Below are 16080 nucleotides of genomic sequence, written 5' to 3'. Positions count from 1 at the left end.
AAATTACCCCTATGTTGCTACAGTGGCCTCAATGTTTCAACGACCAGAAGATCTTTTCTGCCAGACCTTGCGAAATACCCGGCACTTTTGCAATTTCTTCTACGCTGGCGTTACGTAGTCCTTGCAAACCGCCCATATATTTCAGCAGCATCTGGCGACGTTTAGGCCCAACGCCTTCAATAGTTTCCAGCGTACTGGTATTTTTAACCTTCGCGCGTTTTTTACGGTGCCCGCCGATCGCGTGATCGTGCGACTCATCGCGAATATGCTGAATAACATGTAGCGCCGGCGAGTCCGGCGGCAGGCTAAACCCCTCGCCTTCCGGTTCAAAAAAGAGTGTTTCCAGACCGGCCTTTCTGTCCGCGCCTTTGGCGACGCCAAGCAGCAAAGGACGATGCTTATCCCAGGGGACATCGAGCTCAGCGAAAACGGCTTTCGCCTGGGCGAGCTGCCCTTTTCCGCCGTCGATCAGAATAACATCCGGAATCTTACTTTCTTCTATGGCCTTGCCATAACGCCGACGTAGCACCTGATTCATCGCCGCGTAGTCATCACCCGGCGTGATGCCCGCGATATTATAACGACGATACTCGGCGCGTAACGGCCCGTTAGCGTCAAATACCACACAGGATGCGACCGTTTGCTCCCCCATAGTATGGCTGATGTCAAAACATTCCATCCGCTTGATCGCAGGAAGTTTTAATACCGCCGCCAGCGCAGTCAAACGCTGCGTGATGGTGGACTGCTGCGAGAGTTTAGTGATTAAGGCCGTTGCCGCGTTGGTCCGCGCCAGCTTGAGATAACGGGCGCGATCGCCACGCGGTTTTGTCTGGACATGAATACGCCGTCCGGCAAGTTCCGACAACGAGTCGGCCAGCAGCGTTTTATCGCTCAGATTAAAATCGAGCAGTATCTCGCCCGGTAGCGTGCGCATCTGGCTACCCTGCAGGTAAAACTGCCCGACAAAGGTTTCCACCACTTCGCCCAGTTCCGTACCACCAGGCACTTTTGGAAAATAGCTGCGGCTGCCCAGCACCTTACCCTGGCGAATAAACAACACATGCACACAGGCCATACCCGCATCAAAAGCCACACCGATAACGTCGAGATCGTCGCCCGCATTGGAGACAAACTGTCTCTCCGTGACCCGGCGTACCGCCTGGATCTGATCGCGAATACGCGCCGCCTCTTCAAATGCCAAATCCTGGCTGGCCTTTTCCATCCGGGCAATCAGCTGTGTTAAGACCTGGTCGTCCTTACCGGACAAAAACAACCGGACATACTCCACCTGTTGCGTGTACTCCTCCTCGCTGACCAGTCCTGCAACGCAGGGGCCTAAACAGCGGCCAATCTGATATTGCAGGCAAGGACGCGAGCGGTTGCGATACACGCTGTTTTCGCACTGGCGGATAGGGAAAATTTTCTGTAACAGCGCCAGCGTTTCCCGCACGGCATAGCCATTAGGAAATGGACCGAAGTACTCGCCTTTCGCATGTTTGGCGCCACGGTGCATCGCCAGACGCGGATGGGTATCGCCGCTCAGAAAAATAAAAGGATAGGATTTATCATCACGCAACAACACGTTGTAACGCGGTTGATACAACTTGATGTAATTATGCTCAAGCAGCAGCGCTTCCGTTTCGGTATGCGTTACCGTGACATCAATGTGTTGAATTTGCGCAACTAGCGCTTCGGTTTTACGCGAAGCCAGGTTGCTGCGAAAGTAGCTGGAAAGACGCTTTTTCAGATCTTTTGCTTTACCGACATAAATAACCGTACCGCCGGCGTCATACATACGATAGACACCGGGTTGGCTGGTAACGGTTTTCAAAAACGCCTTTGCGTCAAATATTTCACTCACTGGCTTGTTAACGTCTCCGCATTACACAGGCCATGGCGGATTGCCAGGTGAGTCAGCTCAACATCACCATGAATGTTTAATTTACTGAACATACGATAGCGATAGCTGTTCACCGTTTTAGGACTGAGATTCAGCTGTTCTGAAATCTCATTGACCTTCTGGCCCTTGGTGATCATCAGCATAATCTGCAACTCGCGTTCAGACAAACTGGCGAACGGCGTTTCCGTTTTTGCAGGCTCGATCTGACTGAGCGCCATCTGCTGAGCGATATCGGAGGCGATATAACGTTGTCCGGAATACACCGAACGAATAGCGCTCACCACCTCCTGAGGCGCAGCGCCTTTGCTGAGATAGCCAGCTGCGCCAGCCTGCATCACTTTGGCGGGCAACGGGTTCTCCGTATGGACGGTCAGCATGATCACTTTGATATCCGCTGTCGATCGGGCAATTTTACGCGTCGCCTCAAGGCCGCCAATACCGGGCATGTTCATATCCATCAGCACGACGTCAACGGCGTTAGTACGGCACCATTTTACCGCATCCTCTCCGCAGCACGCTTCACCGACAACTTTAATGCCCTTTATATCTTCAAGAATGCGTCGTATCCCTGCGCGCACCAGTTCGTGGTCATCAACAAGAAGAACGTTGATCAAAGGAATATCTCCAGAATAGGGATAACGCTACTGATAGTTAATCGCCCTTATATTAGCTGGTTTTATCTCAACTTTGAAACGTAAAAAAACACCGGGTATTCGATTTTGCTCTCGTTTTTGGAAATTATGTTGTACGTCATGTGGCAACTGCCAACGTTGTAGCCCCTTCTGACAGCGCTGTCCCGGGCTGCTATTTCATAATGGTGACAAAAATTTCACGTTCCGCTGTCTAAACACTAATTAGGGAATCAACTTTGTAACAATAATTAACGAGTAAAATACGCGTAATAAACAAAGAATGAAGAAAATATATGCATCACGCGGCAACGTTTATTTTGTGGGTAACCCCTCCGCTTTTTGATCAAAAAACAACCACTGCTATTTTTAGCGTAGCTTATGGTATACTCCGCCGCCTTAACATCTGCTATCGCACATTTTCACTGAAACATAACGAGGAAAATAAATGAGTACGCCTGATTTTTCCACCGCTGAGAATAATCAAGAACTGGCTACTGAAGTCAACTGCCTGAAAGCCATGTTAACGCTGATGCTGCAGGCGATGGGCCAGGCCGATGCAGGGCGCGTGATTCTTAAAATGGAAAAACAGATCGCGCAGATGGATGATGAAGCACAAGCGGCGGTATTTTCCAGTACGGTTAAGCAAATTAAACAGGCTTACCGCCAGTAGTAAAAAACCGGCTGTTAGCATCGCTTTCAGCCGGTTTCGCGTCTGGCGCGAAGCATCGTCAGCACGTCATATCAGACCTGTCGCCGCAGCGTAGCAGGCAATCTGTGTTTTATTTGGCGCATTGAATTTCTTCTGCATGTTTTTCTGATGGAAGTTAACGGTATTTTCAGAAATCGACAGAATAATGGCGATCTCCGATGAGGTCTTCCCTTCCGCCGTCCACTTCAGAATCTCTTTCTCACGTTTACTGAAACGCATCTCAGGCGCCATCACCATGTCGTCTTCAAATCTTGTCAGCGCCGAAAGACTCTCCCGCGCCAGCAGTTGCAACCTCAGCTCCACTTCATCGTAGGTAAACGAGGAGCAGCGTAAACTGCTACGGGAGAAAGATAAAAAGCCCAGCGCCCGGTTCGGCAACATCACACACTGGGTTACGCCTCTGCGTAATCCGAAACGCTGGGCGGCATCCCACATCGCCTGCGCTTCATGAAATAGCACGTCATCCCAATGTAAATGACCTTGCCTGAAATTTTCCGGCTTTAATACCGGATCGATCGCAAAATAGTTTTCGGACTGATAATGCGTTACCCACGCCGGAGGATAAGTGGTACGAAGCGATATTTTAGGCCGGGTAAAGGGGACGGGATGACGAACACACAGGGCATAATAATCAAATTCCAGCCGCTGTGTCTGATATTGCAATTCAGTATAAACATCCTCTGCTGCCGCCATCTCCTGAAAGCGTAACAACATTGCGCGTCGCCAGGTGAAGAAATCATTTTCCTGCATATTTTATGGTCACGCCTTTGATATTGATAATCATTATTATGAATGACTTAAATTAACACATAAATAGTGTTTATATATAAGAAATATCGGACGAAACGTAGAATACTTGAGCGGCATTACACTTTTTGGCTTCCGCCTGAGAGCGAGGTTAATAATCTGGCAGAATGACTTCATAATTATTCATTGCGCTCGCCCAAGGCGCGGCTAATTCGGGCGAGCGTTGAAAAGGCATTATTTCACTAAAAATTTCTCAAGGAACTGGCGGGTACGCGGATGCTGAGGATCGGCGAACAAGGTTTTCGCCGGCCCCTGCTCAACGATTTGCCCCTGATCCATAAATATTGCCCGGTCAGCCACGTCACGCGCAAAGCCCATTTCGTGAGTGACGATCACCATCGTGCGCTTTTCCTGCGCCAGCTGGCGAATCGTATTAAGCACCTCGCCGACTAATTCAGGATCAAGCGCCGACGTGGGCTCATCAAACAGAATCACTTCCGGGCGCATCGCCAGCGCGCGCGCAATCGCCACGCGCTGCTGTTGCCCGCCCGACAGGCGGCGCGGATAACGGGTCTCTTTACCGGCCAACCCGACTTTGGCTAACAGTTCCCGCGCCAGCGCCGTCGCCTCGGCTTTCGGCTCTCCCTTTACAATCACCGGACCTTCAATGATATTTTCCAGCACGGTACGATGCGGGAACAGGTTAAAACTCTGAAAGACAAAGCCGACATGCTGACGTAACTGGCGAATCAACCCTTTTTGCTGGCTGAATGGGCGGGCGGTATCGATGATAATATCGCCCACTTTAATGGTACCCGCTTCCGGTTGTTCCAGCAGGTTAATGCAGCGTAATAACGTTGTCTTCCCTGAGCCGCTCGGGCCGATAATGGCGACGACTTCTCCGGGCTTTACCTCAAGGTCGATACCGTGCAGCACTGTTTGACCATGAAATTTTTTGACCAGGTTGGTGACTTCGATCGCACTCATTTTGGCTCTCTCTCCTGGCGGTTAAGCTGGTTTTCAAAATAGTTTTGCAGTGCCGATAAGACGGTCGCCATTACCCAGTAGATTAACGACGCGGCCAGATACATGGTAAACACCTCCAGCGTTCGCGAGGTAATTAACTGCGCCTGGCGGAACAACTCCGGCACCTGAATCGTCGCGGCGAGCGACGTATCTTTCACCAGGCTGATAAAGCTGTTGCTCAACGGCGGAAGCGCGACGCGAGCCGCCTGCGGCAAAATAGCGCGACGTAGCGTTTGCCACGGCGTCATGCCAATGCTCGCCGCCGCTTCCCATTGTCCCTTGTCGATAGCCGAGATCGCCGCGCGCAGCGTCTCGGACGTGTAAGCCGCGGTATTGAGCGATAAACCAATCATCGCCGCCGGGATAGGGTCCAGCTCAATCCCAAATTGCGGCAGGCCGTAATAGATCATAAATAACTGAGCGATAAGCGGCGTACCGCGAAAAATCGAGATATAAAAGCGCGCCAGCCAGCGAACCGGCCATAACGGAGACATCCGCATCAGCGCCAGCACAAATCCCAGCAGCAGACCAAAAAACATACCGCCAATACTCAGTTGCAGGGTAAAGACGGCGCCTTTAAGCAAATACGGCAGCGATTCAATAACCAGTTGGATACTTTCTTGCATTCGCGTTGATTACCTGGAGGTTATACATGAGGATGGTAGGCAAACAGCGCAGGCGCCCCACCGGTGTGAATAAAGAGAATCGGCCCGTCATCGTTAAAGCGTTTCTGGCTGATGCCGTCTATCAGACCCGCCATCGCTTTACCGGTATATACCGGATCCAGCAGCACCCCCTCCAGGCTCGCCAGCAGTTTCACCGCCTCCATCCCCGCGTCATTTGGCACGCCGTAACCCGGGGCAAAATAGTCATCCCATAAATGGATATCCGCCGTCGCCGTCAGCGCCAGCTGACCGGCAATAGCCTGCTGCAAGGCAATCACTTTGGGTTTCTGCTCGGCGACAGAACGTGAAACGGTCACGCCAATCAGTTCGACATCCGGCATCAGATGTTCCAGCCCGACAGCTAACCCGGCGTGCGTTCCGGCGCTGCCGGAGGCCACCACCACCGAAGAGAGCCCGACGACCTCTTCACACTGCTGGGCGATTTCCAGGGCGCTCTCTACGTATCCCATTGCGCCCAGCGCGCTGGAGCCGCCGACCGGGATCACATAGGGCCTGAACCCTTGCGCTTCAATGCGCGTCGCCAGCGTTTGCAGCTGCGCATCCGGATCGGTCAGCGCATCGCACATCTCAATTTGTGTATTAAATAAATCCAGTAACAGGCGATTACCATTCGTCAGGTAATTTTCCGCAGTGGTACCGATTGGATTTTCCAGCAAGGCGACGCAATGCAGCCCCAATTTGGCCGCGACTGCCGCCGTCTGACGGACATGGTTCGACTGAATCGCCCCTGCGGTTATCAGCGTATCCGCCCCTTCTCGCAGCGCGTCGGCCACCAAAAACTCCAGCTTGCGCAGTTTATTGCCGCCCATTGCAATGGGCGTAACGTCATCGCGCTTAATGTAAATCTCACGGCCAAGATAATCAGACAATCGCGGCAGGTATTCGAGCGGGGTCGGCGCGCCAATAAGCTCCAGGCGAGGAAAGCGCGTTAAGTGATGTAGTGGCATTGAGCCTCCGGTAACGTTGTGGTGTGTTCTTTTTATTATGCACGTTGATCCAACGGAAATAAAAAAGGCGCCGATTCACGCGCCTCCGTTTGCTGACATAGTATGAGGTTGATATTGCCCGGCGGCGCTCTGCCTGCCGGGCAACGTAGAGCATTATTGGGTCACGTCAGCGCCAAACCATTTCTCAGAGAGCGCTTTTAAGGTGCCATCTTTTTGCATTTCCGCAATGGCGTTATCTACCGCCTTCAGCAAGTCTTCGTTGCCTTTACGTAACGCAACGCCGGACTCCTGACGCGAAAACGCATCACCGGTGACAGCCAGCGTACCTTTGGTTTTTTTCACCAGATCCAGCGCCGCCAGACGATCGACTAAAATCGCGTCAATACGGCCTACGCGCAGATCCTGGTATTTTGTAGGATCATCGTCATAAGTGCGGATATCCACGCCCTGCACATGTTGACGTAGCCACTCTTCATAGTTAGTCCCCAGCCCAACGCCGACTTTTTTGCCCTGCAGATCGGCCGCCGTTTTGATCGTGCCTTCATTGCCTTTTTTCACCAGCGCCTGAACGCCGGAGACAGTATAAGGCGTAGAGAAATCATATTTTTTCTTGCGGACGTCTGAAATCGTGACCTGGTTTATCACCACATCAATGCGTTTAGCGTCCAGCGACGCCAGTATTCCGTCCCATTTGGTCGGCTTCAACGACGCTTTAACGCCCAGATGTTTTGCCAACGCCTCGGCGAAATCGACTTCAAAACCGGTTAATTTGCCGTCTTCGCCCTGAAAGCTAAACGGCGGATAGGTACCTTCCAGCCCTACCAGCAGCGTGCCGCGTTCTTTAACTTTGTTCAGCAAACCCTCATCGGCAAAGCTCTTCGCGCTCATTCCCGCCACCAGCGCTACAGCCATTACTCCCATCAGTGCCTGACGTCCCAGCAGTGCTAATTTCATAGTAACCCCGAATATTGCCGTTAATGACCATAGACTGTGTCCCGCCATGGCGCATCGTCACGTCTCGCGAACCTTTGGGGGACTCAGCCTAATGTAGAAGGTTTGCCACGTTTCACCAACACGACTCTGCTACATCTTATGCTTTTTTAATATATATCAGAACTGGCGGTAAAGGGGGATTTCTGTCTGGGCGCAATCTGCTGATGCGCTTTATATTGCTGGTATTTACGTAGTGCGATACGGTAATTATTGGTGCTGGTTTCCGGCAACCATGGCGCCAGGCTTTCATCGAGAAAACCGTCCTGCAGCAGATCGTGGGAAATGTTTTGCTCGCTGAGGTAATTGCCAAGACGTCGTAAACGCACGACATATTCCCGCACCGTGCCATGGCTCATCTCGGTTTGTTCAAACAAATACTGTTTGAAACCGATAATATCGAAAAAATCACTCTGCTTTTTGCAGTGCAAATCGCCGCAAAAGCGACACAGCGCCACCCACTCCTTCTGCTCCCGCTGCCAGGCAGCGTCGTCAAGTAGCATATCCAGCTGTGAAATAGCGATTTTATTAACGATCTTGCCACGGCGAACCAGCGTAATGCGGTCGAGCAGTTTGTGACAATGCGCGCAATGCGTCTGGCTGTGTTTAAAGTCTTTAAGATAGCGGCTCAAGGGCCGCCTTTTAGGTTGCTGCACCGTCATGAGAACTCCTGGTAGTCTATACGTTGTGCGGCACTTTTCGGGTGCGACCATGCGCGACCTATAACTTACCCAGTTTGGTGCGTAATCGTTTGATGGCCTGACTATGCAACTGGCTGACCCGCGATTCGCCGACTTCCAGTACCGCGCCAATCTCTTTGAGGTTGAGCTCTTCCTGGTAATACAGCGTTAACACCAGTTGCTCGCGTTCCGGCAGCGATTCAATCGCGTCCATTACCCGCTGTCGCAGGTCGCCCTCCAGCAGTTGATGTAACGGGTTTTCCTGTTGATGTTCTTCAGTCACCAGTTCGATGCTATCGCCATGCTCTTCCCGCCACTCATCGTAAGAGAAAAGTTGGCTGTTGTTGGTATCGAGCAACATCTGACGATACTCCGCAACAGGGATGCCAAGACGTTCCGCCACTTCGGTTTCCGTCGCATTACGCCCCAGTTCCTGCTCCAGTTGTCCCATCGCCTGCGCCACTTCGCGGGCATTACGCCGGACGCTACGCGGCACCCAATCGCGGCTGCGTAATTCATCCAGCATCGCCCCACGAATACGCTGCACTGCGTAAGTGGTAAATGCCGTTCCTTGCAAAGCGTCATATCGGTCGACCGCATTTAATAACCCGATGCCGCCCGCTTGTAGCAGATCGTCCAGTTCCACGCTCGCCGGCAATCGCACCTGCAGGCGCAATGCTTCGTGACGCACCAGCGGTACATAACGCTGCCACAGCGAGTGTTTATCCATTACACCTTCAGCGGTATACAGTGAATTCACGATAAACAGCCCTGCGTTAAATGAGTTATCGGCATGATTATCCGTTTCTACAGAGGGTTCTATCGAAGGAATAAGGCTATAAAAGAAGGGTTATTTCACTTATGTAACCTGTAGCGCCTTTTTAGCGGTTCAAAGAGCAGAATAAAATCAGCCAGATAGGATAAACGGGATGCGCAAAAGCCCACCCCGAACAAAACTATGTCAGAAGATGAATCATCGACAGATCGTCGCCAGTACGCACCGTTTCTATATGGCGATGAAAATTCGCCGCCACCTCGCTGTTATGCTGGCTGCGGGAGTGAAAGCTATACACAATATTGGTAACGTCATCCCACTCAAGCCGCCCGCGCTCATGCACGCTGGCTGCCGTTAATAGCTTAATAAAGGCATATTCCGCCACGATAATATACAGCGCGCGTAACGGGTCGACATTCGGCTGGTTGGGGAAATTATTTTCCCAAATTTTATAGAGAATTAAATTTCTGAAGGCCCAGTTCTTCTGCTGCTCATCCGCCTGTAAACAGCGCGCTAATGAGGACTCAATATCGCTAACCTTCTGCTCCATTGAAACGCCCTCTTCCGCCGTCAGCACCCGCAGAAGACACTGGATATAGTGATCGAGGATAACACTGCCACGACTAAGCGGGAGCGAGCGGAAATAGTCCTGCATCTGCAATACCAGCGAGGTTTTTACCTTGCTGTCCGGCGCGATATTCATCAATTCCTGCGCCAGCACGCCGGTCTGCAACTGTTCAAGTAACGCGGCATACACCTGTTCCAGTTCGCCCAGCGCAGCATCATCAATTTTGGCAAATTTCTGCGTATACATGACAAATTTAATCAACGCATAGAGCGCGGCTTCCGTACTGCTGTTGGCATGGTTGATCAGACTCAGGCAAAACAGATTGAGTAACTTTTGCTGCGCTGGGAATAACGGCGCAGTATTGAATGTCTGCTGAATGATTGTTTTTTCGCCGAGCGCCATTGCGTCAGGATCGTTTAAAATGCGGGACGTCACCTCCGGGCAGGCAAGACTCAGGGAGTTACGTACCTCATTTTTGTAGGTATGATGCGCCCGCGGGAAAGAGGAACAGGTATGACTTAATGCCTTTGCGCCTAACGTTTTTTGTACTCGGCACAGACGTTCCTCATCCAGATAAGGGCAATTCCCCAGCGCCGAAGGCAGCTTAATTTCGCCCCAGTGGCTGTTGTTCTTTTTCAGCAGGATAATATGGTCTTGCGCGATGGTACGAATCGTCGCGTCTTTACTGGCGAGATACTTTTTGACCGTCGTCTTATCCAGCGTGATTTTCCAGCCCTTACAACAGTGATCGCGGCAGGCCGAGCCAGAACAGGAAAAGTGGGTGACAAAGGCAGGTTCAGTGACGGTGATTTCTTTCATTACACAGGCTCCGGAATTAAAAAAGGCAGCTTTCGCTGCCTTGATTGTGTACCACGTGTCGGTGAATCAATCGCCGGATTAACGCAGTAAAGAGAGGACGTTTTGCGGAACCTGGTTCGCCTGCGCCAGAACGGAGGTACCGGCCTGCTGCAGAATCTGCGCGCGAGACATGTTGGAGACTTCGGTCGCATAGTCGGAATCTTCGATACGGCTACGCGCTTCAGACAGGTTGTTTACGGTATTGCCCAAGTTGGTGATAGCGGAGTTGAAACGGTTTTGTACCGCACCCAGGTCAGAACGCAGCGCATCCACCTGCGCCAGCGCGGCATCAATTTTCTGCAGCGGGTTTTCGGTGGTTTTAGCGGCTGCTTCAGCCAGCTCTGGCTGTGCTTTGAAATCATGACCAGCAGCTTTGCTGGCATTGTAGGTTTTACCGTCGATAGTAACAACTTCGGTTTTACCGTCTACGCCACCCAGTTGGTTCAGTGCAGATTTAGTGTTGCCGTCTTTATCAGTGTAAGAAGTAGTATTAACACTGAAACTACCGTCTTTTTTCTGGGTAGCGGCATAGTAGCTATCGCCTACTTTTACAGCATAACCACCATCAATCGTCTTACCGTTTTTATCGGTATAAGACATTTTGACCATTTCTGCCGTAGCTGCATCAGCAGCATCGACGCCACCAGCAGTCAAAGCAGCTTTCACCTCAGCAGACGCCTTAATTGCTTTCTCTTCTTGGGTTTTCGTTACTTCAACAACACCTGCAGGTTTCGCAGGTTCTTTAGTAGTCGAGGCCCCCATTGTAACAGTGCCATCATCAGCAACATTGACTTTATAGTAGCCATTTTTAGCAGTATCAGCGGCATCAGAAAAGTCTACTTCAACATAATAATTTTTAGTAGCACCATCATAGTATACTTTGCCATCTTTAATGGAGCCACTCGTAGTGGTAGCTCCATCAACGCCAGTTTTAATATTCGCGCCAGTAAGACCTGTAGTATCCAAAGTAGAAACACCAGTCACAGCTTTGCTATCTACATCATACGCTTTCTGCACATTCAGCGTATCCAGACCCAGGGTCTGAGAGTTGATCTGCTTCAGATCGATATCGATGGTTTCACCGTCGTTCGCGCCAACCTGGATGGTCAGGGTGTTGTCCTGCGCCAGGACTTTCACGCCGTTGAACTGAGTCTGACCGGATACACGGTCGATTTCGTTCAGGCGCTGGGTGATTTCAGCCTGGATGGAGTCGAGGTCAGACTGGGAGTTGGTGCTGTTAGCAGACTGAACCGCCAGTTCACGCACACGCTGCAGGTTGTTGTTGATTTCGTTCAGCGCGCCTTCAGTGGTCTGCGCAATGGAGATACCGTCGTTAGCGTTACGGGAAGCCTGAGTCAGGCCTTTGATGTTCGCGGTGAAACGGTTAGCAATTGCCTGACCTGCCGCATCGTCTTTCGCGCTATTGATACGCAGACCGGAAGACAGACGCTCGATAGCGGTGCCCAGAGCGGACTGGGATTTGTTCAGGTTATTCTGGGTCAACAGCGACAGGCTGTTTGTATTAATGACTTGTGCCATGATCTTTTCCTTATCAATTACAACTTGATGTTATTGGGCTGTTGCCCACGGTTTCTCACCGTAACCCTTGTATCGGCACCTGAATTTCGAACTTTAGAAAATTTTTCACTTCCCCCGATCTTTTTCTTAGGCGGCGAAATAGCCGCTTTATGCATCATTATTCCGCGCATTATTTTTGCAAAATTATCATTAAACTTTGCCTCCAGATTGCCGATAACGCGCTTAACTACTGTTTGCAATCAAAAAGGAAGAAGGCATGGCTTCAATTTCATCATTAGGTGTGGGATCAAACTTACCGTTAGACCAGTTGTTGACAGACCTGACAAAGAACGAAAAAGGACGCTTAACGCCAATTACCAAACAGCAGAGCGCGAATTCGGCAAAGCTAACCGCCTATGGCACATTGAAAAGCGCATTAGAAAAATTCCAGACGGCAAATACCGCGTTAAATAAAGCGGATTTATTTAAGTCTACCGTGGCGTCCAGCACGACAGAGGACCTCAAAGTCAGTACTACCGCAGGCGCTGCCGCAGGGACTTATAAGATTAGCGTAACCCAGCTTGCCGCCGCGCAGTCGCTGGCGACAAAAACCACCTTCGCAACCACCAAAGAGCAGTTGGGCGATACGTCGGTCACGTCCCGGACAATTAAAATTGAACAGCCGGGACGTAAAGAGCCGCTGGAAATTAAGCTGGATAAAGGCGACACCTCCATGGAGGCGATCCGTGACGCCATCAATGACGCCGACAGCGGTATCGCCGCCAGTATCGTTAAGGTCAAAGAGAACGAATTCCAGTTGGTGCTTACCGCCAATAGCGGTACCGACAATACGATGAAGATCACGGTGGAAGGCGATACAAAACTTAACGATCTACTCGCTTATGACAGCACCACCAATACCGGCAATATGCAAGAGCTGGTGAAAGCAGAAAACGCGAAGCTGAACGTAAACGGCATCGACATTGAGCGTCAGAGCAATACCGTAACCGACGCCCCTCAGGGAATTACGCTCACCCTGACGAAGAAAGTGACCGACGCGACCGTGACGGTAACGAAAGATGATACCAAGGCGAAAGAGGCGATTAAATCCTGGGTGGATGCCTATAACTCGCTGGTGGATACTTTTAGCTCATTAACTAAATATACCGCCGTTGAGCCGGGCGAAGAAGCCAGCGATAAAAACGGCGCGCTGTTAGGCGATAGTGTGGTTCGTACTATCCAGACCGGGATTCGGGCACAATTTGCCAATAGCGGCAGTAATTCTGCGTTCAAAACAATGGCGGAAATTGGCATCACTCAGGATGGGACTTCCGGCAAACTGAAGATTGATGATGATAAGCTGACCAAAGTACTGAAAGATAACACAGCCGCAGCGCGTGAGCTGCTGGTAGGTGATGGTAAAGAAACGGGTATCACCACCAAAATTGCCACCGAAGTGAAAAGTTATCTGGCGGATGACGGCATTATTGATAATGCGCAGGACAACGTTAACGCCACGCTGAAAAGCCTGACAAAACAGTACCTGTCCGTTAGCAACAGCATCGATGAAACCGTTGCCCGTTACAAGGCCCAGTTTACCCAACTGGATACCATGATGAGTAAGCTGAATAACACCAGTAGTTATTTGACCCAGCAATTTACAGCTATGAACAAGTCCTGATAACAGAGGTCACCATGTACACCGCGAGCGGTATCAAAGCTTATGCGCAAGTCAGCGTGGAAAGCGCCGTGATGAGCGCCAGCCCGCATCAGTTGATTGAAATGTTGTTTGATGGCGCGAATAGCGCTCTGGTGCGCGCTCGCCTGTTTTTAGAACAAGGCGATGTTGTCGCGAAAGGTGAAGCGTTAAGCAAAGCCATCAATATTATCGATAACGGGCTGAAAGCCGGCCTCGATCAGGAAAAAGGCGGTGAGATTGCGACGAATCTTTCCGAGCTATACGACTATATGATTCGCCGTTTACTGCAGGCTAATTTGCGTAACGACGCTCAGGCCATCGAAGAAGTGGAAGGGTTACTCAGCAATATTGCAGAAGCCTGGAAGCAGATTTCACCGAAAGCATCTTTCCAGGAGTCTCGTTAATGACCTCAACCGTGGAGTTTATCAACCGTTGGCAGCGTATTGCGCTGCTCAGTCAATCGCTGCTTGAACTTGCGCAGCGAGGTGAATGGGATCTCTTACTGCAACAAGAGGTCTCCTATCTGCAAAGTATTGAAACGGTGATGGAAAAGCAAACTCCACCGGGCATTACGCGAAGCATTCAGGATATGGTCGCCGGATACATCAAACAAACGCTGGATAATGAGCAGCTCCTGAAAGGGCTGCTGCAACAGCGACTGGATGAACTCAGTAGTTTGATCGGACAATCCACCCGCCAAAAATCACTCAACAACGCTTATGGCCGTCTTTCCGGTATGTTACTCGTGCCAGACGCGCCTGGCGCCTCATAATATTTTCCCGTCTCGTATGAAAATTCTTCCATACTCCAGAGGTCGGCTAAACGACTTCTGGAGCACGGAAGATGAAAAACCCCACGTTATTGCAGTACTTCCACTGGTATTATCCCGACGGCGGAAAACTCTGGTCTGAGCTGGCGGAACGTGCTGATGGGCTGAATGATATCGGTATCAATATGGTCTGGCTACCGCCCGCCTGTAAAGGCGCCTCCGGCGGCTATTCCGTAGGCTATGATACCTACGACCTGTTTGACCTCGGCGAATTTGACCAAAAAGGAACTATCGCGACAAAGTACGGCGATAAACGCCAGTTACTGACGGCGATAGACGCGCTCAAAAAAAATAATATTGCGGTGCTGCTCGACGTCGTCGTGAACCACAAAATGGGCGCAGACGAAAAAGAACGTATTCGCGTTCAGCGCGTGAATCAGGATGACCGCACGCAAATCGATGACAACATCATTGAATGCGAAGGCTGGACGCGCTACACCTTCCCTGCCCGCGCGGGCCAGTATTCCAACTTTATTTGGGACTATCACTGTTTCAGCGGCATTGATCACATCGAGAATCCCGACGAAGACGGCATTTTTAAGATCGTCAATGACTATACCGGCGATGGCTGGAACGATCAGGTTGATGATGAGCTGGGTAATTTCGACTATCTGATGGGGGAAAATATCGATTTTCGCAATCACGCGGTTACGGAAGAGATTAAATATTGGGCTCGTTGGGTCATGGAACAAACCCACTGTGACGGCTTTCGCCTGGACGCGGTAAAACATATACCCGCCTGGTTTTATAAAGAATGGATTGAGCATGTACAGGCGGTTGCACCAAAACCGCTGTTTATTGTCGCAGAATACTGGTCGCATGAAGTGGATAAACTGAAAACGTACATCGATCAGGTCGACGGGAAAACCATGCTGTTCGACGCGCCGTTGCAGATGAAATTTCATGAAGCCTCGCGCCAGGGCGCGGAGTATGACATGCGCCACATTTTCACCGGCACGCTGGTAGAAGCCGACCCTTTTCATGCGGTGACGCTGGTCGCTAACCACGATACACAACCGTTACAGGCGCTGGAAGCGCCGGTAGAACCCTGGTTCAAACCATTGGCCTATGCGCTGATCCTGCTTCGTGAAAACGGCGTACCGTCAGTGTTTTATCCCGATTTATACGGCGCCAGCTATGAAGATAGCGGCGAAAATGGCGAGACCTGTCGGGTCGACATGCCGGTGATTAACCAACTGGATCGGCTGATCCTCGCTCGTCAGCGTTTTGCGCACGGTATACAAACACTCTTTTTCGATCATCCTAACTGTATCGCCTTTAGTCGCAGCGGTACTGAAGAGAATCCAGGCTGTGTGGTTGTACTTTCCAATGGCGACGACGGTGAAAAAACCCTCCTGCTCGGCGACAATTACGCTAACAAGACCTGGCGTGATTTTCTGGGAAACCGCAGTGAGCATGTTGTAACTAATGATCAAGGCGAAGCGACGTTCTTCTGCAACGCAGGCAGCGTCAGCGTGTGGGTCATTGAGGACGTGTGATGAGCGTTCCCGGCGGC

17 protein-coding genes are annotated in these 16080 nt (G+C 50.9%); 6 read left to right on the top strand and 11 right to left on the bottom strand.

All coding sequences use genetic code 11. The features are described 5' to 3' along the window. Nucleotides 1-28: 28 nt before the first annotated feature. Together uvrC and uvrY are read right to left on the bottom strand one after the other, a co-directional pair. A complete protein-coding gene (uvrC, locus tag HU143_RS09625; protein ID WP_001289475.1) occupies nt 29-1861 on the bottom strand; it encodes an excinuclease ABC subunit UvrC in 1833 nt (610 codons plus the stop codon). After that, nucleotides 1858-2514, bottom strand: coding sequence for a UvrY/SirA/GacA family response regulator transcription factor (gene uvrY / locus HU143_RS09620; protein WP_000611323.1), 657 nt, complete (start codon nt 2512-2514; stop codon nt 1858-1860). Before uvrY ends, uvrC begins: the two co-directional genes overlap by 4 nt. 311 nt (nt 2515-2825) lie before the next feature. On the opposite strand from uvrY, the gene HU143_RS09615 reads away from it, so the two are divergent. Both HU143_RS09615 and HU143_RS09610 read left to right on the top strand, forming a co-directional pair. Continuing rightward, the gene (locus tag HU143_RS09615) at nt 2826-2981 is read left to right on the top strand and encodes a hypothetical protein (protein WP_000546186.1); all 156 of its coding nucleotides are present in this window, start codon (nt 2826-2828) and stop codon (nt 2979-2981) included. Beyond that, a complete protein-coding gene (locus HU143_RS09610) occupies nt 2978-3202 on the top strand; it encodes a DUF2594 family protein (protein WP_000106483.1) in 225 nt (74 codons plus the stop codon). Before HU143_RS09615 ends, HU143_RS09610 begins: the two co-directional genes overlap by 4 nt. Nucleotides 3203-3268: 66 nt before the next feature. Here HU143_RS09610 and sdiA read toward each other — a convergent pair whose 3' ends face one another. The 9 genes from sdiA to HU143_RS09565 all read right to left on the bottom strand — a co-directional run bounded on the left by sdiA (nt 3269) and on the right by HU143_RS09565 (nt 12057). Further along, a complete protein-coding gene (gene sdiA, locus HU143_RS09605) occupies nt 3269-3991 on the bottom strand; it encodes a transcriptional regulator SdiA (RefSeq protein ID WP_001157167.1) in 723 nt (240 codons plus the stop codon). A 231-nt stretch (nt 3992-4222) separates the two neighbouring features. After that, complete coding sequence (gene tcyN, locus HU143_RS09600) at nt 4223-4975, bottom strand: L-cystine ABC transporter ATP-binding protein TcyN (RefSeq protein WP_001273033.1); 753 nt, start codon at nt 4973-4975, stop codon at nt 4223-4225. Beyond that, complete coding sequence (tcyL, locus tag HU143_RS09595) at nt 4972-5640, bottom strand: cystine ABC transporter permease (RefSeq protein ID WP_001158238.1); 669 nt, start codon at nt 5638-5640, stop codon at nt 4972-4974. Before tcyL ends, tcyN begins: the two co-directional genes overlap by 4 nt. 20 nt (nt 5641-5660) lie before the next feature. After that, nucleotides 5661-6647, bottom strand: a complete 987-nt coding sequence (dcyD, locus tag HU143_RS09590) for a D-cysteine desulfhydrase (protein ID WP_001128188.1) — start codon at nt 6645-6647, stop codon at nt 5661-5663. Nucleotides 6648-6800: 153 nt separating this feature from the next. Further along, a complete protein-coding gene (gene tcyJ / locus HU143_RS09585; RefSeq protein WP_000761634.1) occupies nt 6801-7601 on the bottom strand; it encodes a cystine ABC transporter substrate-binding protein in 801 nt (266 codons plus the stop codon). 146 nt (nt 7602-7747) lie between these two features. Continuing rightward, entirely contained in the window at nt 7748-8299 is a 552-nt protein-coding gene (gene fliZ, locus HU143_RS09580; RefSeq protein ID WP_000218080.1) for a flagella biosynthesis regulatory protein FliZ, read from the bottom strand. A gap of 58 nt (nt 8300-8357) precedes the next feature. After that, nucleotides 8358-9077, bottom strand: coding sequence for an RNA polymerase sigma factor FliA (locus tag HU143_RS09575; protein ID WP_001087453.1), 720 nt, complete (start codon nt 9075-9077; stop codon nt 8358-8360). Nucleotides 9078-9273: 196 nt separating this feature from the next. Beyond that, entirely contained in the window at nt 9274-10479 is a 1206-nt protein-coding gene (fliB, locus tag HU143_RS09570) for a flagellin lysine-N-methylase (protein WP_023227468.1), read from the bottom strand. Between the two features lie 78 nt (nt 10480-10557). Beyond that, on the bottom strand, nt 10558-12057 hold the full coding sequence (locus HU143_RS09565) for a FliC/FljB family flagellin (RefSeq protein WP_023227467.1): 1500 nt from the start codon (nt 12055-12057) through the stop codon (nt 10558-10560). A gap of 256 nt (nt 12058-12313) precedes the next feature. Between HU143_RS09565 and fliD the strand changes: the two genes are divergently transcribed. The 4 genes from fliD (at nt 12314) to amyA (ending at nt 16063) form a co-directional block, all read left to right on the top strand. Then, nucleotides 12314-13717 carry a flagellar filament capping protein FliD gene (gene fliD / locus HU143_RS09560; protein WP_000146806.1) on the top strand — a complete coding sequence of 468 codons (1404 nt, stop codon included), beginning with the start codon at nt 12314-12316 and terminating at the stop codon, nt 13715-13717. A 14-nt stretch (nt 13718-13731) separates the two neighbouring features. Continuing rightward, complete coding sequence (gene fliS / locus HU143_RS09555; RefSeq protein ID WP_000287764.1) at nt 13732-14139, top strand: flagellar export chaperone FliS; 408 nt, start codon at nt 13732-13734, stop codon at nt 14137-14139. Continuing rightward, nucleotides 14139-14507, top strand: a complete 369-nt coding sequence (gene fliT, locus HU143_RS09550) for a flagella biosynthesis regulatory protein FliT (protein WP_000204899.1) — start codon at nt 14139-14141, stop codon at nt 14505-14507. The genes fliS and fliT overlap by 1 nt, the downstream gene beginning before the upstream one ends. Before the next feature lie 71 nt (nt 14508-14578). Continuing rightward, nucleotides 14579-16063 carry an alpha-amylase gene (gene amyA / locus HU143_RS09545; protein WP_020898909.1) on the top strand — a complete coding sequence of 495 codons (1485 nt, stop codon included), beginning with the start codon at nt 14579-14581 and terminating at the stop codon, nt 16061-16063. Nucleotides 16064-16080 lie beyond the last annotated feature (17 nt).

It is taken from the genome of Salmonella sp. SJTUF14076 (assembly GCF_015534835.1).
Lineage (GTDB): Bacteria > Pseudomonadota > Gammaproteobacteria > Enterobacterales > Enterobacteriaceae > Salmonella > Salmonella enterica.
The sequence above is the reverse complement of the archived record's forward strand: the minus strand, read 5'-3'. Positions and strand labels throughout refer to the sequence as shown.

Excerpts from the sequence above, each read along its gene's own strand:
- HU143_RS09565 (WP_023227467.1), bottom strand. The coding sequence starts at position 12,057 with ATGGCACAAGTCATTAATACAAACAGCCTGTCGCTGTTGACCCAGAAT.
- fliZ (WP_000218080.1), bottom strand. The coding sequence starts at position 8,299 with ATGACGGTGCAGCAACCTAAAAGGCGGCCCTTGAGCCGCTATCTTAAA.
- HU143_RS09615 (WP_000546186.1), top strand. The coding sequence starts at position 2,826 with ATGCATCACGCGGCAACGTTTATTTTGTGGGTAACCCCTCCGCTTTTT.
- amyA (WP_020898909.1), top strand. The coding sequence starts at position 14,579 with ATGAAAAACCCCACGTTATTGCAGTACTTCCACTGGTATTATCCCGAC.
- sdiA (WP_001157167.1), bottom strand. The coding sequence starts at position 3,991 with ATGCAGGAAAATGATTTCTTCACCTGGCGACGCGCAATGTTGTTACGC.
- fliS (WP_000287764.1), top strand. The coding sequence starts at position 13,732 with ATGTACACCGCGAGCGGTATCAAAGCTTATGCGCAAGTCAGCGTGGAA.
- fliD (WP_000146806.1), top strand. The coding sequence starts at position 12,314 with ATGGCTTCAATTTCATCATTAGGTGTGGGATCAAACTTACCGTTAGAC.
- fliB (WP_023227468.1), bottom strand. The coding sequence starts at position 10,479 with ATGAAAGAAATCACCGTCACTGAACCTGCCTTTGTCACCCACTTTTCC.
- HU143_RS09610 (WP_000106483.1), top strand. The coding sequence starts at position 2,978 with ATGAGTACGCCTGATTTTTCCACCGCTGAGAATAATCAAGAACTGGCT.
- tcyN (WP_001273033.1), bottom strand. The coding sequence starts at position 4,975 with ATGAGTGCGATCGAAGTCACCAACCTGGTCAAAAAATTTCATGGTCAA.
- tcyL (WP_001158238.1), bottom strand. The coding sequence starts at position 5,640 with ATGCAAGAAAGTATCCAACTGGTTATTGAATCGCTGCCGTATTTGCTT.
- tcyJ (WP_000761634.1), bottom strand. The coding sequence starts at position 7,601 with ATGAAATTAGCACTGCTGGGACGTCAGGCACTGATGGGAGTAATGGCT.
- fliT (WP_000204899.1), top strand. The coding sequence starts at position 14,139 with ATGACCTCAACCGTGGAGTTTATCAACCGTTGGCAGCGTATTGCGCTG.
- dcyD (WP_001128188.1), bottom strand. The coding sequence starts at position 6,647 with ATGCCACTACATCACTTAACGCGCTTTCCTCGCCTGGAGCTTATTGGC.